The 22,587-nt window shown below is 43.6% G+C and carries 17 protein-coding genes; 5 read left to right on the forward strand and 12 right to left on the reverse strand.

Features of this window, described 5'->3' with window-relative positions:
- Positions 1–22 precede the first annotated feature (22 nt).
- Entirely contained in the window at positions 23–1,411 is a 1,389-nt protein-coding gene (glmM, locus tag DWX62_RS18025; RefSeq protein ID WP_035450077.1) for a phosphoglucosamine mutase, read from the forward strand.
- Between the two features lie 99 nt (positions 1,412–1,510).
- Positions 1,511–2,866: an alanine/glycine:cation symporter family protein gene (locus DWX62_RS18030; protein ID WP_120173054.1), complete on the forward strand. Its 1,356-nt coding sequence runs from the start codon at positions 1,511–1,513 to the stop codon at positions 2,864–2,866.
- Positions 2,867–2,882: 16 nt separating this feature from the next.
- Here the strand turns inward: DWX62_RS18030 and DWX62_RS18035 are convergent, their stop codons facing one another.
- Both DWX62_RS18035 and DWX62_RS18040 read right to left on the reverse strand, forming a co-directional pair.
- A complete protein-coding gene (locus tag DWX62_RS18035; protein ID WP_005830075.1) occupies positions 2,883–3,386 on the reverse strand; it encodes an NUDIX domain-containing protein in 504 nt (167 codons plus the stop codon).
- A 5-nt stretch (positions 3,387–3,391) separates the two neighbouring features.
- Positions 3,392–4,621 (reverse strand): S-adenosylmethionine:tRNA ribosyltransferase-isomerase, encoded by a 1,230-nt coding sequence (locus DWX62_RS18040; RefSeq protein ID WP_005833306.1) that lies wholly within the window; start codon positions 4,619–4,621, stop codon positions 3,392–3,394.
- Positions 4,622–4,748: 127 nt separating this feature from the next.
- Here DWX62_RS18040 and DWX62_RS18045 point away from each other — a divergent pair, with 127 nt between their 5' ends.
- Positions 4,749–5,879 carry a DUF2027 domain-containing protein gene (locus DWX62_RS18045; protein ID WP_005833304.1) on the forward strand — a complete coding sequence of 377 codons (1,131 nt, stop codon included), beginning with the start codon at positions 4,749–4,751 and terminating at the stop codon, positions 5,877–5,879.
- A gap of 59 nt (positions 5,880–5,938) precedes the next feature.
- Here DWX62_RS18045 and DWX62_RS18050 read toward each other — a convergent pair whose 3' ends face one another.
- The 7 genes from DWX62_RS18050 to DWX62_RS18080 all read right to left on the reverse strand — a co-directional run bounded on the left by DWX62_RS18050 (position 5,939) and on the right by DWX62_RS18080 (position 14,645).
- On the reverse strand, positions 5,939–7,417 hold the full coding sequence (locus tag DWX62_RS18050; RefSeq protein ID WP_005833302.1) for a serine/threonine-protein kinase: 1,479 nt from the start codon (positions 7,415–7,417) through the stop codon (positions 5,939–5,941).
- Between the two features lie 16 nt (positions 7,418–7,433).
- On the reverse strand, positions 7,434–8,492 hold the full coding sequence (locus DWX62_RS18055) for a protein phosphatase 2C domain-containing protein (RefSeq protein ID WP_005830086.1): 1,059 nt from the start codon (positions 8,490–8,492) through the stop codon (positions 7,434–7,436).
- Between the two features lie 8 nt (positions 8,493–8,500).
- The gene (locus DWX62_RS18060) at positions 8,501–10,243 is read right to left on the reverse strand and encodes an FHA domain-containing protein (protein ID WP_005830088.1); all 1,743 of its coding nucleotides are present in this window, start codon (positions 10,241–10,243) and stop codon (positions 8,501–8,503) included.
- 16 nt (positions 10,244–10,259) lie between these two features.
- Positions 10,260–11,534 (reverse strand): FHA domain-containing serine/threonine-protein kinase, encoded by a 1,275-nt coding sequence (locus DWX62_RS18065; protein WP_005830090.1) that lies wholly within the window; start codon positions 11,532–11,534, stop codon positions 10,260–10,262.
- An 11-nt stretch (positions 11,535–11,545) separates the two neighbouring features.
- Positions 11,546–12,370 (reverse strand): zinc ribbon domain-containing protein, encoded by an 825-nt coding sequence (locus tag DWX62_RS18070; RefSeq protein WP_034525861.1) that lies wholly within the window; start codon positions 12,368–12,370, stop codon positions 11,546–11,548.
- Between the two features lie 72 nt (positions 12,371–12,442).
- Positions 12,443–13,213: a BACON domain-containing carbohydrate-binding protein gene (locus DWX62_RS18075; protein ID WP_005830094.1), complete on the reverse strand. Its 771-nt coding sequence runs from the start codon at positions 13,211–13,213 to the stop codon at positions 12,443–12,445.
- Entirely contained in the window at positions 13,200–14,645 is a 1,446-nt protein-coding gene (locus DWX62_RS18080; protein ID WP_005830096.1) for a serine/threonine-protein kinase, read from the reverse strand. The genes DWX62_RS18075 and DWX62_RS18080 overlap by 14 nt, the downstream gene beginning before the upstream one ends.
- A 346-nt stretch (positions 14,646–14,991) precedes the next feature.
- On the opposite strand from DWX62_RS18080, the gene DWX62_RS18085 reads away from it, so the two are divergent.
- Together DWX62_RS18085 and DWX62_RS18090 are read left to right on the forward strand one after the other, a co-directional pair.
- The gene (locus tag DWX62_RS18085) at positions 14,992–17,022 is read left to right on the forward strand and encodes a histidine kinase (protein WP_005830098.1); all 2,031 of its coding nucleotides are present in this window, start codon (positions 14,992–14,994) and stop codon (positions 17,020–17,022) included.
- A gap of 132 nt (positions 17,023–17,154) precedes the next feature.
- A complete protein-coding gene (locus DWX62_RS18090) occupies positions 17,155–17,907 on the forward strand; it encodes a LytTR family DNA-binding domain-containing protein (protein WP_120173055.1) in 753 nt (250 codons plus the stop codon).
- 138 nt (positions 17,908–18,045) lie between these two features.
- Here the strand turns inward: DWX62_RS18090 and DWX62_RS18095 are convergent, their stop codons facing one another.
- The 3 genes from DWX62_RS18095 to DWX62_RS18105 form a co-directional block, all read right to left on the reverse strand.
- Positions 18,046–18,399, reverse strand: coding sequence for a hypothetical protein (locus tag DWX62_RS18095; protein WP_005830102.1), 354 nt, complete (start codon positions 18,397–18,399; stop codon positions 18,046–18,048).
- Between the two features lie 290 nt (positions 18,400–18,689).
- Entirely contained in the window at positions 18,690–19,832 is a 1,143-nt protein-coding gene (locus DWX62_RS18100; protein ID WP_120173056.1) for a DUF4249 domain-containing protein, read from the reverse strand.
- 15 nt (positions 19,833–19,847) lie between these two features.
- Entirely contained in the window at positions 19,848–22,586 is a 2,739-nt protein-coding gene (locus tag DWX62_RS18105; RefSeq protein WP_243636288.1) for a TonB-dependent receptor, read from the reverse strand.
- Position 22,587 lies beyond the last annotated feature (1 nt).

The following is a 22,587-nucleotide window of genomic DNA, read 5'->3' on the forward strand; positions in this document are numbered from 1 at the left end:
ATAAATTTTAAATCATTAACCTATGACTCTAATCAAATCTATTTCTGGAATCCGCGGAACAATTGGCGGTGGTGCTGGCGAGGGATTGAATCCGCTCGACATTGTGAAGTTCACTTCAGCTTATGCTACCCTGATTCGTAAGACGTGTACTGTAAAAAGTAACAAAATCGTGGTAGGGCGTGATGCCCGCATCTCTGGCGAGATGGTCAAGAACGTAGTAGTCGGTACCTTGATGGGTATGGGCTGGGATGTAGTGGACATTGATTTGGCTTCTACTCCGACTACCGAGCTGGCTGTAACCATGGAAGGTGCCAGTGGAGGTATTATCCTGACTGCCTCGCATAATCCCAAGCAGTGGAATGCGTTGAAACTGCTGAATGAAAAGGGCGAATTTCTGAACGCTGCCGAAGGTAAGGAAGTACTCCGCATTGCAGCTGCCGAAGAGTTCGACTATGCCGAAGTGGACCAACTTGGCTCGTACCGTCAGGATTTAAGCTACAACCAGAAACACATCGACAGCGTATTGGCACTTGACCTCGTAGATGTGGAAGCTATCCGAAAGGCAAACTTCCGTGTAGCCATCGATTGTGTAAACTCTGTAGGTGGTATTATTCTGCCGCAACTACTTGAACAACTTGGCGTTCAGCACGTAGAGAAGCTCTATTGCGAACCGACCGGTAACTTCCAGCATAATCCCGAGCCTCTGGAAAAGAACTTGGGTGACATCATGAATCTGATGAAAGGGGGGAAGGCAGATGTTGCATTTGTTGTAGACCCTGATGTAGACCGCCTGGCAATGATTTGCGAAGACGGCAAGATGTACGGTGAAGAATATACACTGGTTACTGTTGCCGACTACGTATTGAAACATACTCCGGGCAATACGGTATCCAATTTGAGTTCGACCCGTGCCTTGCGCGATGTAACTCGCAAGTATGGGCAAGAATATTACGCTTCTGCCGTAGGTGAAGTGAATGTAACTACCAAAATGAAGGAAGTAGGTGCCGTTATCGGTGGCGAAGGAAACGGTGGGGTAATCTATCCGGCCAGCCACTATGGACGTGATGCCTTGGTAGGTATTGCCTTGTTCTTGAGCCATCTGGCACACGAAGGTAAGAAGGTGAGCGAACTCCGTGCATCCTATCCTGCATACTTCATGGCAAAGAATCGTGTAGACTTGACTCCTGAAACAGATGTAGATGCTATTCTTGCCAAGGTGAAGGAGCTGTATAAGAATGAAGAAATCAATGATATAGACGGTGTGAAGATTGACTTCCCCGACAAATGGGTTCATCTGCGTAAGAGCAATACGGAACCGATTATCCGTGTCTATAGTGAGGCTGCCACACCGGAGGCTGCCGAGGAAATCGGCCAGCAGATTATGAAGGTGATTGAAGACCTGGCTAAATAAGGCCGAACGAAATGTTATAATGAATGTCCCACTTTCCCGTGAAAGAGAAGTGGGACTTTTTTTAAACCTTCCCATGAACTCCTCCATCAAACTACTACTATGAATGGCATTTTAGATTCTATAGGCTCAGCAATAACCACTGTCAGTGACTTTGTCTGCGGGTATCCCTTATTTATCCTTCTGATAGGGGGAGGACTTTTCTTGTTCTTTTATTCCGGAGCTGTGTCCCTCTGCCGCATCGGATATTCGATAAAGGCCTTGCGCTATAAATCGGAAGTGGCGGGCGAAGGACAAATCAGTTCTTTCCAGGCCTTGATGAGCGCCATAGCGTCAACAGTGGGTATGGGGAATATTGCGGGGGTGGCTATCGCTATTACAGTAGGAGGTCCCGGAGCCATTTTCTGGATGTGGGTAAGTGCCGTTGTGGGTATGTCCACCAAATTCTTTGAAGGGGCTCTTGCCATTATGTACAAAGGACACGATTCTGCCGGAGAACCGCAAGGGGGGACGATGTATATCATTCTTCATGGGTTGGGCGAACGCTGGGAACCGTTTGCTTATTTCTTTGCGGTGGTGGGGTTGATAGGTACGTTGTGTGTAATGCAAGCCAATCAGTTGGTCGAGTCTGTCACTACGGTATTTACTACTCCGGCAGGAATAGAGAATACACTCGGTCTGCGTTTTGTGATGGGTATTGTCATCAGCCTGGTGGTAGGGGCGGTCATTATCGGTGGCATCCGGCGCATTTCGGTTATCTCGGCTAAAATAGTGCCGGTGATGGTTACTTGCTATATGCTGCTTGTCTTCGTTATTCTTTGTTTGAATTTTGATAAGTTGCCGGGAGTGTTGGCTTCCATTTTCCAGTCTGCCTTCAGCCTGGAAGCCGGTATCGGTGGAATTTTGGGAACTGCACTGACTGGTGCCCGCCGTGCTGCCTACGTCAATGAAGCAGGCGTAGGTACGGCCTCTATGATGCATGGCGCCTCCCGTAATGACAATCCCATTCGTGAGGGGCTGGTAGCCATGATTGGACCGGCCATCGACTCGGGGCTTGTTTGTACATTGACGGCCTTCCCTATTCTTATAGCTGGAAACTATGCGTCGGAAGGAGGCATAAAAGGCCTTTATATTGCTTTGAATTCTTTTGAGCAGCTCCTTCCCGGCTATGGGCATTATCTGTTGATGGTGATGGTCTTTTTCTTTGCCTTTTCTACCATGTTCTCTTATTCGTATTATGGACTGAAGTGCACTAACTTCTTGTTTGGTGCGGAGAATGCCAAGTATTATAACTACTTCTATTTGGTGATGATTGTTGTGGCTGCCATGATTCCGTTGGGAGCAGTGGTTGCCATCATGGATTTGGCTTTTGCCTTGATGGCATTGCCTACGATGACGTCACTGCTGTTACTTGCTCCACGGGTCAGGAGAAAGATGAAGGAATATTTTGCGAACTGATAGAAAGCAGCTTCCACTACAAGTTGATGACCTTTCCTATCTCTCCTTCAAAATTCGGGGTGAATACACCTTTGCCGATATTTGCCTTGATTTCATCGGGGCTCCAAAAACGTCCTCCGTCCAGCTCGTCACTGGGATGTATTTCACCGTCGTAGACAGTTTTGTGTACGAAGACCAGTTCCTTTTCGCGGGCAGACTCGAAGACGTAATGCATGACGGTTTCGGGAATAAAGTCGGTAATGCCGAGTTCTTCGCGTACCTCGCGTTTCAGCGCCATCTCTACACTTTCACCTAAATCGACGTGTCCGCCTACGGAGGTGTCCCACTTCCCCGGTTGTATGTCTTTCCATTCGGGACGTTTCTGTAGATACAACTCACCTTTGGAATTGAATACATGAAGATGGATTACCGGATGAAGCAGTTTGCTACCGTTATGGCATTCGCCACGGGTGGCGGCACCTGTGATGTTGCCTTGTTCGTCGACAAGGGGGAACATCTCTTGATTGTTATCGTGGTTCATTGTGCTTAGGGTATTAATAATGATGAATCTCCATAGCTCAGGAAGCGGAAATCATGTGCCAGTGCATAGTTGTAAATCTTCGGCCAATCACCGTGTACGAAAGCTGATACGAGCAGCAGCAAGGTACTTTGCGGTTGGTGGAAATTAGTCACCATAGCCTTCACGATTTTGTATTCATATCCCGGAGCGATAATGATTTGAGTGCTGGTATGCAGAGCCTCCATGCTATGTCTGTCCAGATAGGCAACAATGGCTTGCAGGGCTTCTACTGCAGAGGTGGCGGTGGCCTTGGCAGACATTTCATAAGGTTGCCATTGGTGGACGTGCAAGTCTTCCTCTGTGGCTTCTGGATTATTCAGTAAAGTGACTCCGATGTGATAAAGGCTTTCCAATGTGCGCACTGAAGTTGTTCCTACGGCCACTGCCTTGCCGCCGTGTACTATGAGTTTTTCCAATGTGTTGCGCGAGACAGAGATGTATTCCGTATGCATTTCGTGCCCTTCTATTTCTTCACTTTTCACCGGTTTGAAGGTTCCGGCTCCCACATGGAGTGTCAGCTCTTCCAATTCTACTCCTTTATTGCGCAATGCGTCCAATACGCGTGGGGTGAAATGCAGTCCCGCTGTAGGGGCAGCCACCGAACCTTTGATTTTGGAGTAGACAGTCTGGTAAGTCTCCTTGTCACTTTCCTGGGTCTCCCGGTTCAAGTAGGGGGGGATGGGCAATTCACCGAAGACCTCGAGAATGTCGGCAAAAGTCACTTCCGGATTATTCCAGCGGAAGTTTATCCAATGGCTGGTTCCGTGGCATTCACCCCGTTCGGCGGTCAGGGTGAGTGACTTGCCTTTCACGGTCATCTCACGTCTCAGCATGCCTTCCTTCCATTTTTTCAGGTTGCCGACCATGCAGAGCCAGGCGGCATGCTCGGTTTGCTGGAAGTTGAGGGCGTAGTCGTTCGGCTGTATGGGTTCCAGGCAGAATACTTCAATCAGTGCTCCCGTTTCTTTCCGGAAATGCAGGCGTGCTTGGATGACTTTGGTATTGTTGAATATCATCAGGCTTCCCGATGGCAGATACTCCGGCAGTGAAGTGAATCTGTCTTCTGAAACTTCTCCGTGGCGATACAATAACAGTTTGGACTGGTCACGTACGGACAATGGGAACTTTGCAATGCGTTCGTCCGGCAACGGGTAGTTGAATTCGCTGATTCTGATATGTCTGGGGTCTTCTTTCATGATGGCTTTCTCTTTATTATATCGGCTGCAAAGGTACGGATATTTGGGAAGATTTGAAGAATAAGGGAAATAATTCCTAACTTTGCAGGAAGAAAGTAGGAAAAGACAAACTAAAAGATAAGTTACTATGAAGATAGGAGATAAAGTTCGTTTCCTCAGCGAAGTTGGGGGCGGTGTTGTGACAGGATTTCAAGGGAAAAACATCGTGTTGGTGGAAGATGCCGACGGTTTTGACATACCGATGCCCATAAACGAATGTGTGGTGATAGAGACCGATGATTATAATATCCCCACTCCGGCAGCCAAAGCGGCTGCCAAGAAGAAGCGGGAAGAAGAGCAACAATTGCGCACGGCCGCTACTGCGGCAAGGCCGTCTGCTATGGAGTCTCAGGTTTCAGAGTCTCAATCGGTCCGTTTGGAGAAACCGCAGATATCTGTTTATCGTCAGCCCGAGATGAAAGGTGGAGATATCCTGAATGTTTTTCTGGCTTTTGTTCCGGAGGATATCAAGGCTGTCAGCACTACACCTTTCGAGGCATATTTGGTGAACGACAGTAATTATTATATGTATTACACCTATTCGAGTGCCGAAGGAAAGTCCTGGACAGCCCGTTCGCATGGTTTGATAGAGCCGAATACGAAACTTCTGCTGGAGGAGTTCGAAAAGTCCGAGTTGAACGACCGTGAACGTGTGATGGTACAGCTGGTGGCATTCAAAGATAACCGTGCGTTCACAATGAAACCGGCTGTCAGTGTGGAAGTCCGCATAGATATGGTAAAGTTCTATAAACTGCATACATTCCAGCAGACGGTTTTCTTTGAAACACCGGCCTTGGTGTATGATATTGTCCGGAATGACCAGCCTGCCAAGCAGGTGTATGTTTCGGCAGAGGAACTGAAGGAGGCTTTGATACAGAAAAAAACGGCAGATACTCCGTCCAAACCGCAGACGGTCATCAAGCGTGGTGGCAAGAATGGGATTGTCGAAATTGACCTGCATATTGGCGAGTTGCTGGATGACACCTGCGGCATGAGCAACAGCGAAATATTGAATTACCAGCTGGATAAGTTTCGTGAAGTGATGGAACAATACAAGAAAAAGCGCGAACAACGCATCGTCTTTATTCACGGCAAGGGAGATGGAGTGCTGCGTAAAGCCTTGCTGGACGAGCTGAAACGTAAATATCCTGACTGCCGCCATCAGGATGCTTCGTTCCAGGAGTACGGATTTGGGGCGACGATGGTGACGATTAAATAAAATCAAGTATTTGAATAGTGAATAGGGCAGTTCAAACATTGGAATGCCCTATTCATTATTTATAGTCTGACATTGACTCTTGTATTTTTCCTTATGTGTATTTCTTGAGTGGAAGGATTGGACTGCATCATTTCTGATTCTATTTGCTGGATTGCTCTTTTGGCTTTGTGTACAAACCTGCCTTTGGGATATTTTCGCAAATATTCTTCGTAATCTGCTACCGACTGGCAACTATAGAAGAGGCGTTCTTCATTTTCTCTTCTGACTTCTCTTATATCAGTAATGGGAAGAACTGGCTGTGAAGAAGGTTGTGGATGTGGGTGGACAATCTGTTTTTTAGGTTCCTCTTGGAACTGTTCAAGTTTTGCAGTATCCGTTTTTACCGAGTCCATAACGATGTTTTCTTCTCTATTTATTGGGGAGATTGGATTTACCTTGTTTCCCAAAAATTGTTTTATAAAGTTTGCATGAGATGAGGAGGGGTATTCTTTTAGAAAATCTCTGTAGTCTTCTTCTGTACGGCATGCAGCGTACTTGCGCTCTTCTTCAAGGTGTCTAAAGTATATGGAACCTCCTTTGACAAGCAATAGAATCAATACTATACCAAGGCCGGTCCATCCTGCTATGCGTTTATGCATGTTCGAAGGACAGAACTTTTCTTTAAGGCGTGGTGATGTTGTTTTAGGAAAAAGTGGAGCAATAGGCTTCAGCTGTACTGAAGGAGAGTCTGTCTTTGTTTGTTTTAGTATGGAGCAAGCAAACTCATAGGCTTGTTGGGCTGTGGGGCGGTCCCAAGTGTTGAGGGCAAGGCATGCGTGAACAAACTGGGACAATTGGGAAGAATATTTCTCATCTAATGCTGGAATATGTGCACCATTCAGTTGGACACAACCTCCCATACCTTCCCATAATACAAGACCAGTGGATAATTCATAAACACTCATCCCTAAAGACCATATATCGCTGGTAGCCACAATCAGTGGTTTCTCTGCAAAACGTTCTGGTCCCATATAGGCAAGTGTTCCGGAACTTTCTACTTTGTTGATACTTTTACGAAAAGTATGCTCCAGTTTACGGCTGATGCCAAAATCTGAGATGATGAATTTGTCATCATCCCCTATCAAAATATTATCGGGTTTTATATCTTGATGAATGATAGGAGGATTCTGATTATGAAGAAACATCAATCCGCATGATACATCGCGTATGAAGCGCCAGATTTGCTTTTCAGACATTTTGCCTTTCAAGCTCGCTGAGGACCCTTTGGGACAGTAAGGCATTACCAAAAAAGGGCACTGTCCAAAAACATCAAAATGATTAAGGTGCAGTAGATTGGGATGGTGTAATTTGTAGGCAAGTTTGAATTCTTCCCGGAAATCTTTTATGCCGTTGTCATCCAACAGTCCGTACAACTTTATGGCAACGTCTACATCTGCTAATATATTTCGGGCAAGCCAGACTTCACCAAAGCTTCCGACTCCTAATAGTTTCTTCAGCTGATAGTGTTCAGCAAATATATCACCATTTTTCAGTTGCATAGTTTCACAATAGTAATCAATCTGTTAGGGTAGTGTTAGTAGTGTCTGTCTCTGTAACTAGAACCGTATCTGCCTGATATAGTATCGTTTTCCATTTTGCATATTGCTGTGGATTTCTATATAAATAGAAGCCTGCCGCTAAAGCCAGTACCAGGAGTAACAGAAGAATTTTCCGGATTTTGTGGTGGTTGGGTTTGCTGAACACTGTATTATTCAACTTTACTTTGGGCTCGGTATCCTGTAGCATGATGTGGCATAACACAATCGTAATATTGTCATATCCACCTGCTTCAAGAGCAGCTTCTATCAACCTATCCTTGCATGTCATTAAATCATCCTGGTTCTCTTCTATAATTTGCATTATCTCTTCGTCGTGGCATAAACCACATAACCCATCACTACACAGTAGGAGAGTATCGCCATCCTTTAAATTATAGGAACGGAAATCGGGATTGGAACGATTGGTCGGGTCTCCCAAACAGCGGGTAATGATATTACTGTAAGGATGGTCAAACGCATTTTCAGGATCTAGTTTTCCCTGATCTACTAAATCTTGTACATAGGAATGGTCTTTAGATAAACGGCAAAAACCAGAATTGCCATTGAATACATAACAACGACTGTCGCCACACCAAGAGATATAGGCTTTATCGTTCAATATCCAAGCAATGACAATAGTAGTACCCATTCCCTGGGTACTACTATCTTCTTTACTTGCATTGACAATATTTAAATCAGCGGTTTTGACAGTTCTGCTCAGAAATTCTTCAACGGCTTCTTCTGAGGTAACAATGCCTTCCTGCGTAACGATATCTCCTAAATTCTCGGGGGTGAATGCATTTTGCACCGTCTCAATGGCTATGGCAGAAGCAACTTCTCCGGCATTGGTGCCGCCCATTCCGTCGGCCACTACCAATATGCTGCCATACCGTCCTAAAGAAATGGGTTCTATCGATTGGGGGATAATCCACTCTGATTGGCATAAATCACGATTGACAACAAAATTGTCTTCGTTGTTTTTCCTGACTAAACCAACATTGGTACCTGCCGCTAATTTAATGCTTATCTCGGACATGTTTAATTTTAATGTATTAAATTTCTGATAGGTACTAAACGATCCTTACCCTCTATGCTTCCTACCATGAAACCCACTACTTTGTAAGAACCATTTTCTAGAAGGAATGCTGGAGAACCATAATAACCGGGCTCTGCCACACGATTCTGTAATATGGTAGTCTCATATTTTGTGTCGGCTATATTGGTATGGTCATTGAAATGAGCCGGAGTAAGATTATGAATATCAGCATAACCTGCATAGCCCACCATTTGAACTTCTGTACCTCCACTCATGTTGTCTGCGGCGGTAATGTCGTAAGGCAATCCCTCACCATAAACGCCTTTTCCTCTAATGTATGCCCAACTGTTGGCAGCAGGGGTAACAATGCTGACACTGATATATTTCCTACGTGTATAGGTCAATTTTATCCCATGTTCCCTTAGTTGTACCCTGATGGATTTATCTACTTCTATTTCGGTCACTTGTACATCATTTCGTCCGTCTTTGGCAAAATCGCTACTGGTAAATGTCAGAGGCTTTCCAGTTCCTTTGGTACTGTATGCACGGTAATGGATAATGATATTACATCCTGCTCCTTTGTATACAGCCAATAGTTTACGCCATGGGTCTTTCCACTCTGTGTTGGAGTATATCCATGGCTCGACATTCTGCCTGTCTGTTACAAACATTCCGTTTGATAGCATGAAGCCAGTTCCGCAGATTATATCTGAAACTTGTATGCCCGGATCAAACTTTGTTCCATTATATTCGATTTCAATACGGTCGACTTTAATTGTATAGATATAATCATAATAATCTTTCAAATCTCCTGAAGCATTACTGTCTTGTTCATCTGCTATATCAGGGTCTTCATAATATTGGTCTTTGGAGAGTCTGGTGCCTTCTTGTATATTTGCGTTAATGGCATTGCTTGAATTCTCAATGCTTTTAGTGCTTATGCTGTTTGAGAGATTGTCCAAGTCTGATTTGACCTTATAGAAACTTGCATTGACATTCTTTAATTGACTATTAACGTTGTCCAACTGTGTTTTTAAGGCCTCTGCATTACCGTCACTGTTTCGTAATTTGGTCTCTAACTCCCGTTGCTGTGCTTCTAGAGATGCTCTTTCGGTCCCCAGTGAATCCAATTGGTTTTGGTATCCTTTCAGTTGAAGTTCTTGTTCTTCTGTCTTCTGTGCCAACAAATCATTTTTTACACCTAAACTGTAGTTCCAGGCAGCCAATCCTGCCACCGCCAGTACGAAAACAATTCCCATGATTGTTAATGCGGTCTTGTAGGGGCGTAAGGCTTGTTTGCGGAAAAGGCTCATTCTCTCAGTCAATCCAATGCTGGAAGTTAATGCTTGGCGACCTTGTGGAACAATGAATCCCAAGCGTGGTCCGCCAACGGATAATTGTATTTCATCTCCTGTTTGTAAATAGTAGGACCCATTTATAGGATGTCCGTTGACCAATGTCGGATTGGAGTGTGAAAGGTGGATAAGTTTCCAGTTTTCACCGTCGCGTACAATTGCAGCATGTTTGCGGCTAACTGTTTCGAAACTTTCATCAAAGCGTACTTGGCAGGAAGCGTCTCTACCTAATTCTACTTGGTCGACAATGATTTTTTGGGATTCTCCCGCTTGATGATACTTTGAAGAGGTCTTGTGCTCCAAAATAAAGTAAGTTCTACCGGAAGCACCCATTAATGCCCCCATACCAGCCCCTACTGAGCCGGCTAAGGTACGTTTGTAATTTTGTGTATCCATACTACTTGATATATAATTAATAGTTTTCAAATCTCATTTTTACATCCCCAATGGAGATGATATCTCCAATTTTCAGTATATGCCCTTGTTTGGTGACTTGGGTGGAATTGACATAAGTCCCATTACTGGACTCCTGCCACAACTTTAACTCCTTCTGCCATTGCCCGTCCCGAATAATCCATTTATCAGTGGCGGGATTTGTTTCTATTGTGCAATGATGGCGTGATATATAGGCACTTTGCTGTTCTGTTATATGTAGCAGATTGTCGCGTTCTCTCCCGATAGTAAGGATTCTATTGCCATATTTTATAAGTTCACTTAATTGATATATTTTTCCGTACTCTTCACCTTGCATAATACGTATACAGAAACCATTGACTGTTTGTGGTGGACAATATCCTCTTTCCATAGGGACTTGGCTTATTGCTGGCAGGTGTTCCAATACCTCTTGCACAGACTGGAAACGTTTTTTGAAATCTGGATTAAGACATCCTGCAAAGAGTTGCTGCCACTGCTCTCTATGTTTCAACTGTGTCAATTTCTGCCGGTTCCAATCTCCATTTTTCCCACGTTTCTGGTATAGTGCCAATTCATTATGACTGCTCAATTCGCCAAAGGGCAAACTGCCAGTTAATAATTGAAAGGCTAATACTCCAAAAGAAAAAATGTCCGTAGTGGGTAGGACAGTGGCCTCACCTCGCATGCGGTTCACTTGTTCTGGCGGCATATATGCATAAGTCCCGAAGATTTGGTTGGGTTTACCAAAAATATTGCGTTCAGTCATACGTTTGTTTCTATCCCCTGCTATACCGAAATCTGTCAACGCAGCAATTCCGTTACTCTTGAAAAGGACATTCTCCGGCTTTAGGTCACGGTGAACCTTGCCTCTGGTATGCAAAGCATGTAAACCTATTAGAATTTGTTGGCAAATTAGAGGAATCTTACTGCTTCCAGAACCTAAATAAGGTGTTAAATCTCCTCCGGAACAGTATTCCATTACAATATAAGGGTTGCCTCCAACTGTACCGTAGTCCAATGAACGCACTAAATAGTCACAATCAATTTGCCCAGTTTTGAATTCCATCTCGAAACGTTCCATTAATGGTTTACGTATTTCAGGAGGAACTTCCCATAATCTCAGTAGTTTAAGCGCATAATCTTTGCTTGCGCTGTCCGTAACCCGATATACTTTACCGAATGAACCTTCGCCTAATGTTTGGGAAACCCTATAACGGTTATTGATATATTCCCCTACATTATAATCACATCTGTCGACAGTCCGGTTATTCACAAGAGTTATATTTAGTCACATTCAAACTTGAATCTTCGGTCGCCTAGTACAATGATATCATCCGGTATGATTTCTATTTTTCTGTTTACCTGGATATAGGTCGTTTGGAGCATACTTCGGTCAAGCAGATACCAATGACCATCATCGAAAACTATTTCAGCTTGTTCCTTTGAGGTGATTGTACGATTAGACATTTCTGTATTTTCCCGGTTCAAGATGATGGAGTTCCCTTCATATTCAAATCTTTTCGGAAGAATGTTCTCTTCTTCTTCCGGTATAATTGTTAATGAACAGTGAGGTTTGGTTTCCGGTTCTGTCTCTGTGATGTTCTTTATTTGTCGGCGTATGGTTGGCCGATGTACGCGGACACCGCAGTTCGGGCAAAAAGAGCAGGTTATTGCTATCTTACTTCCACATTCATGACAGAGCATTTTCTCTTCAGAAACGGAAGGTGCTTCCTCTTCTACTCTTATTGTTTTGTATTCATTGTTTGTTGATATGTTTGCTCTTTTCAATGGAGTTCCGCAGCAGGGGCAACTTGTGAAATCTCCTACTACCGGGTAATTGCAATTGGGACATTCTATAATTGGCTGTACAACAGTAGAATGATTCTCTTCTTCATTTGTTGTGGAAAACACCACAGTTTTTCTGCATTTTTCTTCATTAGAGCTGACATTCAATACTGTCGGTTTGGGTATAGCTTCTCCATGACCTTCTTTTGAAATAAAAATGTCCTGACTGTTGGCATAATTCTCCGGCATTCGCAAAGGTTGCCCGCATTTCAGGCATACTGTTGTGTTGGAATGGTTGTCCCAACCGCAATTCATACATCTCATAAGATTTTACTTTAATAATGGAATTACTTTGTATAAATCAGAGTTTCTCACCATTGTCGGTTTACCATGAATTTAGAATAGACCTCCCTTTTTCTGGGAGAGAATAATTGAAGATATTTTTCCTCCTTTGCTTTTAACTATGAGAGTTCCTTCTCTGGCCTTCTTGGTTTTTCCCACTTTTAGAATGAGTTTGCCACGGTCTTTTGCTATAGCTTCACACCATTCAGGAATATCTGCAACTTCCCATTCGGCATTGGAGTCTACTTGCAGTTCCTTAATTTCTCCTTTGGAGCCGAATTCCAATTTATCTAATGCGATATTAATGAATTCTTCTTGGCCACCTTGGGTAACACTGACCGTAGCTTTCATCTTTTCATTACTGATTGTAATGGTGGCTTTACGTTCGGTAGTCAGCCAATTGGTCTGGCAGCTTATGGAGAGTTTCTTCTCACCGGGAGTCACTTGACACCAGTCTGCATCTGATATTGCAGTCCATTGTTCTGGAAGACTTTCTATTTTTATACTTTCTGCAGTCTTTGTCTCACACCCAAATTCCAGGCTTTTTCTGTCTATGGTAAGTCTGGTGATTTCGGCAGGAGGCGCTGGCTTGGGAGCGGGATTTATTTTTTCCTCACACTCTTTGATTTTATTTTTGCATGCTTGCTCCAGATTGCTGTCGCATTTCATGGCTGCTTTAAAACTTTTAATAGCGTCTCTGTATCTTCCTCTTTTCATGTATGTCTCTCCCTTTTGATAGATGGAGGCGCATTGCCCCCATATACTTATTGGCATAGAGAGAGCGAACGCTAAAACAATCAGTCTGATAAGTTTATTCATTTTCATTGTTGTCTATGTTTATATATGGTTCTATTTTTTTTGCACGGTCTTCAAAAGCCTGGGCTGCTACGGCTTGGTCAAGGTCTTTCATGATATTTGCCTTTTCTTTAAAAACATGATAGGCAGAATCCAGTATGGCCTCTACTTGCTGTTTCAGTTCTGTTGCATTTAAGTATATTTTCGCGGAGATGGAATCTTTGTAGTAATTTATTTGGCGGTATTTGCCAATGGCATTTATGTAAAAATCCTCAAATACGGAATCATTGTTTTGCTTTAAAGTGTCAATGTCAAATCGGAAAACATCTCCTTGTATTTTAGAGTTTTCGCCTTCTTGAATGATTGACAGACACATTTGGTCGTAATCAATCGTTGGAGTCGGTTCCGGTATGGATTCCACTACTGGTTCTTTGCCGCTTATTAGCGAAAAGATGATGACAATTGTTGCGAATATAGCTGTGATTGCTGCTACGACTATAACTTTTTTGCGTTTCCCTTTGTCTTGATAGGGTGACATCTTATTTATGTCAGAAGAGTGTGCGCTAATGGAATCCTCATGGGTTTTGTCCTCTTCCTCTTGCAAAGTATCATGGCTGTTGTTTGACAGACTAAAGGGGACGGGACTTCCATTGATATGTTGGGAAGTGTAGTCTGCAATTTGTCTGGCTGTGGGTCTGTCCCATGGATTTAAGGCAAGGCACTTGTAAATGATATCTTTTAATTCTTGAGAAAAGTCTTCGTTGATAAGTGGAATGTCTGCACCGTTTTTTTGCAATACGCCTCCATGATCGCCATAGGGCGGCATACCGGTTAGAAGCTCATACATTGTTGCTCCCAATGACCAAATGTCACTAGCCATAATAGGGGCGGGAGATGGACCAAAACGTTCTGGTCCCATATAGGCCAAAGTTCCTCCACTGGATTCTTGGCCTTGGTTCCTGCGTAATGTACTTCTAATCCGTGCGCTGATTCCGAAATCCGTAATCATATACCTATTCTCATCATTAATCAGAATATTATCGGGTTTTATATCCTGATGGATAACCGGGGGAGTTTTTGCATGAAGATAAGCCAGTCCCTCTGCAACATCATGGAGCAAATGCCAGCTTTCCGTTTCTGTTATCCGGTTGTTGTCAGTAAGGTATTGGAAGGCCGAACCGTTTTTGCAAAAAGGCAAAATCAGGTATGGCATCCGTTCCCAGCAGTCATAATAAGTAGGATGCAGTAAATTGGTATGATTCATATCAAATACGAGGGAGAACTCTTGTGTGAAAAGGGATATCCCCGCATCGTCAAGCCCCATCCCCGGAGCATATATTTTTATGGCGACCTTAACATCCGTAAGTTTGTCTTGTGCCAGCCAAACTTCAGAAAATCCTCCTCTTCCTAGTTGTTTGAGTAGCTCGTATCTATCTGCTATGATTTGTCCACTGTCTAACATAGAACTTATAAATTATGTAAAAGAACTGTTTTCTTTTGGAAACAGCCTTTCTTTGTGTGATTGTATTATTTTGTTTGATTGAGTATATTCGCAATTCTTTATCCACAAAGTAATTAATAAAAATGTAAATAAGAAAATGAGAAAAAGTTTGAAATGTACTAAAATGTTGTTTTAATGGCTTATGTAGCTAAATATTGTACTATGATGTGATTTTTTTGTTTCGTTTTAATAAAGCGGTAGCGTATGCTCTTTTGTGGTTGAGAAATACGCCTTATGCTTGACGGTATTTCGCAAAAATATTTTAAGTTTGCAGATGTATTGAATAAATAATCTAATTACGAGAAACATGGGAGAGAGGATGGATAAGCGAATTCGATTTTATATTTATTGGATATTAGGGTTTGTGCTTCTAGGAGCTTGTGCGCCCGGAGATAAAGAGGACGTATACACAGAAATGAGAGCTTTTGAGGATTTTTCCCATATAAATGGAGATTCTGTGGCCATTGTGCCCCGAAAGGTAAGGTTGAAGGCTTTTCAAAAGATGGAAGAGGCAAAGGATAGCTTGGTCAAGTATAATTATCTGGCAATGACACTGAAAACATATTTGATTACTTCACAGCTTGATTCGGCACAAATCGTAATCCAGCAGATACATGACTTTATAGAAAGGCAGCATAGTTCTTCTCAAATGGCAGATTTGGAGTCTGAATGTTTCAATATGAAGGGAAATATCTTTGCACGTGTTGGGAATATGGATTCTGCCGAAATTTGTTTCCGGAAGGCTTATGAATTACGGATGAGAGGGACTAGGATTGAAGTGGTGCCGGATATTTTGATGAATCTTGCAGATGCGAATAACCGTTTAGGAAAATTGGATATAGGGGCAGCTTGGTATAGGAGAGCTTTGTTGATGTGCGACTCTTTGCATATAGCTTCTACCAAGAAACCTCCCATTTATTATGGTTTGGCACAAGTATATGTTACCATGCGTGATTTTGAACAGTGTGATTACTATTATAATCTGGCAGGAGAAAGCTATGACAGTATGCTACCTTATGAAAAATATATTTATTTGAATAATAGAGGGACTTCTTACTATTATAGGGAGGATTACCAGACAGCGATAAAATATTTCCAAAAGGTTATTGATTTAGTCGAAGGATATGCTGATATGAGTTTTGAACTTAATCTGGGGAGGTTGAATTTAGGAGACTGTTATCTTCAACTGAATATGGTTGATTTGGCTGTTAAATATATAAATGAATGCCAACTTTTTTTTGAGGAAATGGGGGTGAGTACTGCACTATATTATATCGATACGCAGAAAATAGAATTGGCTCTGCTTCAGAAAGACTTTCAAGAGGCACGTCGTTTATTGTCCGAGAGTGTAGTCCCTCCGGGCATCGACCCTGATATGGTACATATCCGTAATAAATACCTTCAGCAGTTTTACGAGGAAACCGGCAACTACAAGAGGGCTTATCACTATCTGCAGAGGAACAACCAGCTTGATGATTCTATCAGGAATGAGCGTGTCCGGATGCGTACGGCAGACTTGACTTTGCGTTATCAGCAGGATTCTACCTTGATAGCACATCGGGTTTTGCTTCAGGAGCAGAAAAACAAGGTGCTGGTGCTGAGGCAGACACAGTTTGTCGTGTTTGCTGTAGCTGTTGTATCTATATTGACGGCGGTTTTCCTTTATCTGTACAGCAAAAAGAAACGTGCTTTGTTGCTTGCACGGAATCATCGCACAGTCTCTACACTTCGTCTGGAGAATATCCGTAACCGCTTGTCCCCTCATTTCATCTTCAATATGCTGAACCGGGAGATGGCGGAGCGGAATGTGGAAGAAAAGCAAGAGCTTTCGTCGCTGGTAAAACTGATGCGTCGCAATCTGGAATTGGCGGAACAACTGTGTGTAACCTTGGCAGAGGAGCTGGATTTTGTGAAAACATATATTAATCTGGAACGCCGTTCTTTAGGTCCGGATTTTCATTCGGAACTGAAGATAGAAAAGGATGTGCAGCCGGAGCAAATAAGGATTCCGTCTATGATGATTCAAATTCCGGTTGAAAATGCAGTGAAGCATGCGTTGCGCGAGAAGGAAGGTGAACGTAATCTTTGGGTTTCGGTCTGCCGCCGGGGAAATGGTATCTGTATAAAGATAACGGATAATGGTGGCGGTTATCGTCCGGACAGTCGGAACCGGGGCACGGGGACGGGAATGAAAGTCATTATGCAGACCATTCGGATTCTCAACAATAAGAACAAGGAGGCCATTGATGTTTTGGTGCACAATGTCTCTCTACAGAGTGGTGAGATGGGCTGTGAGGTGACTTTCTGGCTGCCTGACAACTACGATTACAGAATTTAAAAGAACCGTTTAATCTTATTTTTTGCAAGGATAGGCATATTTACAGACAAATAGTCCGTAAATGACCTTCTATTGCTTTGTATGGGAGTAGGATTATGTATATATTCGCGAGAAGAAAAACATAAAAGGAACATGGATAAATATAAGGTTGCAATAGTTGACGACGATGAGGTGGCTCTTGAGAATCTGAGTTTTGAATTGGGAAAGGATGCACGCTTCTTTTTGAAAGGAACTGCCCGTAATGGTAAACAAGGGAAAAAACTCATTGCCAAGGTACAGCCGGATTTGTTGTTCTTGGATGTGGAACTGCCGGACATGACTGGAATGGAATTACTGCAGGAAATACGTGACAGTGTTTCGTGGAATATGCGGATTGTTTTCTATACGGCTTATGATAAGTACATGATTCAGGCTATCCGGGAGGCTGCGTTCGACTATCTGCTGAAACCTTTTGAAGAGCAGGAGTTGCGGGATATTCTTGCGCGTTTTGTAGAGCAGGCAGAGGCTGGGCAGAGAATGTCATATCCCATTGGTGCACCGTTGTATACCGGACAGACATTTATCGTATTTACGCCAACTAATGATATGCGTGCGTTGCGTCCGGCTGAAATCGGCTTTTTTCGCTATTGTTCCGAGCGTAAACAATGGGAGGTGATACTAAACAACCAGCCGCCGTTGGTGTTGCGTCGCGGAATGACTGCTGAGCAGATTACTCAATATTCATCCAGTTTCGTGCAGATACATCAATCGTATATTATCAATATTGATTATCTGATGATTATAAAGGATAGCAAATGCATGCTTTATCCACCATTTGACAAAGTGACGGAACTGCTGGTTTCCAGAAAGTATAAGAAAGAGCTGCAAGACAGATTCTGCTTGTAAAGTGATAAGAATTATTTGGTTAGGGAGTTGACGCCGCAGGTTTTGGTGGCGTTGACGTAAAGAAAAGGCATTGAACCTCTAAAGTCCAATGCCTTTTTATTTATCAAATACTATTTTCGTATTTATCAGAAGCGAAGTTTATTTCACTTCGATACCTTTGTTCTGCAGTGTGACGTTCAATACTCTGGCATAATCAGCATACTGCTTTTCATTCAGAGTCTTTTTCATCAACTTCAGATTACCATAAACTGCATTACGGAGTAACTTCTCCTGATTCTTCTTGGAATTTGTAGCGCGTTCCATCTGTTCTGTAAAATATTCGCAGATGTTTGCCACTTCTTCATGCTGGTTGGAATCCAGATTCAAATACTTGCTCAACTTTGTTATGTTGATGTTACCTTCCCATTTTGCAGTTGTAGGTTGGTTTCCTGCTGCAAATGTTGTAGCAGTCAGGCAGACTGCTGCCACTAATGTTAATCCTAAACGTTTCATAATACCTACTTTTTAATTGTTATTCCTAAAAACTAATTTCAATCTAATACCTATTGAAAACTCTCTAAGCGCTTAGCTTTTTCTTTTACCTATGCAAATGTAGGTATATGTTTTATAACACAAAAATGAATAAGGGAAAAAGTGTAGTTTATACCTTCATTTCTTGACTTAAATCAATTTTATAGTGTGAAAATGCTTTGTTTAGATGCTTTTTGTAATACGAATGTAATGTGGACTAACTGAATTTATATTTGTAGTAATGGATAAAAGGATTTTTATTAGTCAAAATGTTATTGCCAAATAGTTTCGGGTAATTCTATGATTACTCTGCTTTCAGAGCAGACTCCCACAAAGCCTAATCCGCCTATGACGTTGCAAGGCAGACTGATAGGTTCCATTAAAGCATCGTCGTAATCCCCATCATCCAGGCAGTTTAAGGCTTTTAGATAGCGGTATTCGGCTTCAGTGATGCTAAGCAACCGTACGGTGATGGTTTGTTTGCGGGATATATGGTCGTAGTAGTGTCCCTCTATCGGATAATAATCTTGGTAGAGAGGGGTGTATACTTTCAATGTGGCATAAGAGTTACGGAAAGTGTTATCATTGAATATGTTGTATTTGTTATTTATGGTGGGAAACAATTCATTTTCTTCATCATCATAGTTGCTGGGGTGGCCGTCAGTCAGTATAACATCTTCCCGGTTGATGATTTCGTTCTGCCGGGGAGCAAGGATGGTAGTGTCTCTAGGTATGGAGGCCCAATGCCAAGAGCCGTCCTCGTCTTCCACTTTGATGAGGCTGCCGTTTTCATCCTCCAGATATTCTTTCCATTTGCAATAGTAACTACGGTCATTCCAAATGTCCAGCCGGTAGTAGTTCTTCTCGTTGGGGCGGTCTTGCAATGTAATTTTGTATTGGCGGTAAAGGTTTTTCCCGCTGTACTCGCGCAGGTAGGCCAGGCAAGTATCCACGTGCAGGCTCTCTATCGGCTGTGGCACGGTGACTTCGGCACTGGCATGGTATTTTCCGTTTTCGGCAGTGGCTTCCAGACGTATGTTGTCACCGGGATGCAGTGTGCTGGTCAGACGATATTTCTTGAAACGTATACTTTTCAGTAATGATTCATAAACGTCCTTATCAAGTTCTCCTTCCAGATGCCCATAAATTTCTTCCGGGGAAACCGCTTTCGGAGTTTCTGCTATTTTGCCATTGATGTAGAGGGAAAGAGTTGCTTCGTTCAAATGTTCAATGCTATAGCCCTCGCCTAAGTGGAGATAGACATCATTCTCAGCTTGTCCGGTTTCGAGCAAGGCGTTCATGATGATTTGCGGATCTTGTTGTCCGGGATTGTAAGGAATTTCGTTTTCGCAGGCTGTTAGGAAGCTTACAATAGTTATATATATAATAAGGTGTAATTTCATTTTTGTTTTCATATGCCGGATTTGTTTTTAAAATCTATAAGTATAGGTAACAGAAGGAATACAAGGCAGTATTGTTATTTTCTTGATGACAGTTTGAGCTTTCTTCTGTCCGGTATTTCCATGATAAATACTTTCGTAGAAATCATCGTAGTATACGTTGTATCTATTTTGGTATTTGCTGTAAACGATATTCGGATTCATGGCATTGTATGCATTGTAGATACTGATATTCCAGGTACGAATACCATGTTTGGTCTTCTTGTTGAAGTTGACGCCGAGATTCAAACGATGGCTGGCGGGAAGGCGGTAATTGTTACGCCGGGAGATGTAACCGGTTTCCTCAATAGAGCCATCGGGCCGGATGATGATTGTTGCCTTTTCGGGGATAGTGATACATCCACCGGTATTGAATATCCAGGAAGCTCCTGCATCAATGCGGTCACTGAACTTATGGCTGAGATTGAGGCTGATGCTGTGGCGGCGGTCATATTTGTAGGGGAACCATCGGCCTTGGTTGATGGTACCGTTCTTAAAACGGTGATCGGTCTTGGATAGGGTATATGCCAGCCAGCCGGTAGTCTTGCCCAATGTTTTCTGTACCATCAGTTCCAGACCGAAGGAGCGGCCTTCGCCCATTTCCACTTTTTCTTCCCAGTTGGTAGAGGTGCCGAAGAAGGATACACCGTCTTGATATTCAAGTATGTGTTTCATCTGTTTATAATATCCCTCGACGGAGAACTCCCAACCCGGCAGTCCGGAATAGTAGCCTCCTATGGAGAACTGGTTGGCATACATCGGACTGATGTCTTTGGTAATGGGCACCCAGAGGTCGGTAGGCATAGACAGCGGAGTGGAGGACAGCATATGCACATACTGTGCCATGCACGTATAGGATGCTTTGGCGGAATATCCTTGTCCGAGGTCATAGCGGGCGGAAAGGCGGGGCTGCAGCGAATAGTAGCTTTTCCCTTGTGTGTGGAACAGCGATGTGCGTACACCTGCATTCAGACTGAACCTGGCGTTTACATTGAAATTGTCTTCGGCGTAAAGGGAGATTTCTTGTCCGCGCATGGCATGGCTGTTGCTGGTATTGTAAACCGTATCTTCCTGGAGGGCGCCATTATCTATATCTTGTATTTTCGAGGTAGCTATTCCCGGACGGAACGTATGGTGGATGTACTCTGCACCGAACTTGATGTGGTGCTGCGGCATGGGGGTGTAGTCAAAGTCCATACGCGCACTCCAGTCACGGATACCGGAGTTGAACTTGGAGGAGTAATAGTATCTGTCTTGTACTTTATTGGCGACAGTATAGGTATCTTCCATGTTTCCGTCCAGCCCCATCTCATATTTGTTGTATGAGACGGTGGTGTTGCAAAACAGCTTGCTGTTGAATACATAGTTCCAGCGGCCGTAGGCGATGGTGTTTCCCCAATTCAGATGGCTGTTGTCCTTGGAATAATTCTTAATGCTGTTGTCGTAATTGTCACCGTGGTAGTAACTGTCATAATGATAGTGGTCTTTCCCCTTGTAGAAACTGAGGAAGATGCGGCTACGGTCGCTGAACTTATGGTTGACCTTTGCATTGACGTCGTAAAAATAGTAGTTGTATTTGTCGGAATAGGTGTCGTCTTTGTCTACAATGAGATTTTTGAAGAATAGGGTGGGGATGGCTCGTGCGCTGAAACTGAAGGAGGTCCGTTCTTTCCAGATAGGGCCTTCGATATGCAGTTTGTCCGTCAGCAGGCCTATGCTGAATGCGCCGTGGTATTTATGCATGTCCCCGTCGTTGGTCCGTACATCTACTATAGACGAAAGACGCCCGCCGTAGCGGGCAGGAAAAGAACTTTTGAAGAGTGTGGTGTTCTTTACCGCTTCGGGCGTAAAGATGGAGAATACTCCCAGCAGGTGGTCTGCGTTGTAAACAGGAATTCCGTCCAGCATAACCAGGTTTTGGTCGGGACCTCCCCCTCGCACATACATGCCTGCAAAACCTTCCATACCGGCTTGCACACCCGGCATCAGCTGAATGGTCTTCAGCAGGTCGGCTTCTCCCAATATGGACGGGGTATGCCTGATTTGTGTCATCGGTATCTCATGCGCTCCCATGGCTGTGCTTTCTATGCCGGCCTCCCGCTTGTCCGAGAGCACCACGACCTCTGCCAGCTGGTTATTGCTGTCCAGCCTGACGTTGAGTAAGGTGTCTTTCGTCAGTTCGAACCGGCTATGCCGGCTTTCGTAGCCCAGGTAGGAGAAAACCAGTTCCGTTTCCCCTTCCGGCAGGGTGAGGGAATAGAAACCGAAAGGATTGGTGGCAGTACCTGTGGAACGACGACTCTCAAGGATATTGGCACCAATCAGCGTCTCGGAAGACGCTCCGTCGGTCACGTATCCGCTGATGGTGAACTTACGGCTAACGGGTTTCTGCGGCACGGGCCGCTTATGGAGTAGAATGTGCTTTCCGGATATTTCGAACGTGATGGGTTCGTTTTCAAAGGCACGTTGCAATATCTCACTGATGTTCTTTTGTTTCATCTCCAGTGTGATGCGGTGCGTGAGCTTTACTTCTTCCCCATAGATGAAGGAGAATCCGGTTACATTTTCCAGTTGCTTCACGAAACTCTCTAAAGTTGCGTTACGGATATTCAGGTTTATACGTGTTTCCTTGTTTTGTGCCTGTGCATGGAGTGAGGCGCTTAAAAGAACCACACACATCAGAAGTACGGTTCTGATGCGGTGGTGCGAACAGATAGTAGAGCTGGTCATT

Source organism: Bacteroides sp. AF20-13LB (assembly GCF_003603065.1).
GTDB classification, from domain to species: Bacteria; Bacteroidota; Bacteroidia; order Bacteroidales; family Bacteroidaceae; genus Bacteroides; species Bacteroides uniformis.

Excerpts from the sequence above, each read along its gene's own strand:
- DWX62_RS18030 (WP_120173054.1), top strand. The coding sequence starts at position 1,511 with ATGAATGGCATTTTAGATTCTATAGGCTCAGCAATAACCACTGTCAGT.
- DWX62_RS18105 (WP_243636288.1), bottom strand. The coding sequence starts at position 22,586 with ATGACCAGCTCTACTATCTGTTCGCACCACCGCATCAGAACCGTACTT.
- DWX62_RS18080 (WP_005830096.1), bottom strand. The coding sequence starts at position 14,645 with ATGTTAGACAGTGGACAAATCATAGCAGATAGATACGAGCTACTCAAA.
- DWX62_RS18060 (WP_005830088.1), bottom strand. The coding sequence starts at position 10,243 with ATGGATACACAAAATTACAAACGTACCTTAGCCGGCTCAGTAGGGGCT.
- DWX62_RS18050 (WP_005833302.1), bottom strand. The coding sequence starts at position 7,417 with ATGCAACTGAAAAATGGTGATATATTTGCTGAACACTATCAGCTGAAG.
- DWX62_RS18085 (WP_005830098.1), top strand. The coding sequence starts at position 14,992 with ATGGGAGAGAGGATGGATAAGCGAATTCGATTTTATATTTATTGGATA.
- DWX62_RS18075 (WP_005830094.1), bottom strand. The coding sequence starts at position 13,213 with ATGAAAATGAATAAACTTATCAGACTGATTGTTTTAGCGTTCGCTCTC.
- DWX62_RS18090 (WP_120173055.1), top strand. The coding sequence starts at position 17,155 with ATGGATAAATATAAGGTTGCAATAGTTGACGACGATGAGGTGGCTCTT.
- DWX62_RS18055 (WP_005830086.1), bottom strand. The coding sequence starts at position 8,492 with ATGTCCGAGATAAGCATTAAATTAGCGGCAGGTACCAATGTTGGTTTA.
- DWX62_RS18070 (WP_034525861.1), bottom strand. The coding sequence starts at position 12,370 with ATGAGATGTATGAATTGCGGTTGGGACAACCATTCCAACACAACAGTA.
- DWX62_RS18045 (WP_005833304.1), top strand. The coding sequence starts at position 4,749 with ATGAAGATAGGAGATAAAGTTCGTTTCCTCAGCGAAGTTGGGGGCGGT.
- DWX62_RS18035 (WP_005830075.1), bottom strand. The coding sequence starts at position 3,386 with ATGAACCACGATAACAATCAAGAGATGTTCCCCCTTGTCGACGAACAA.
- glmM (WP_035450077.1), top strand. The coding sequence starts at position 23 with ATGACTCTAATCAAATCTATTTCTGGAATCCGCGGAACAATTGGCGGT.
- DWX62_RS18100 (WP_120173056.1), bottom strand. The coding sequence starts at position 19,832 with ATGAAAACAAAAATGAAATTACACCTTATTATATATATAACTATTGTA.
- DWX62_RS18040 (WP_005833306.1), bottom strand. The coding sequence starts at position 4,621 with ATGAAAGAAGACCCCAGACATATCAGAATCAGCGAATTCAACTACCCG.
- DWX62_RS18095 (WP_005830102.1), bottom strand. The coding sequence starts at position 18,399 with ATGAAACGTTTAGGATTAACATTAGTGGCAGCAGTCTGCCTGACTGCT.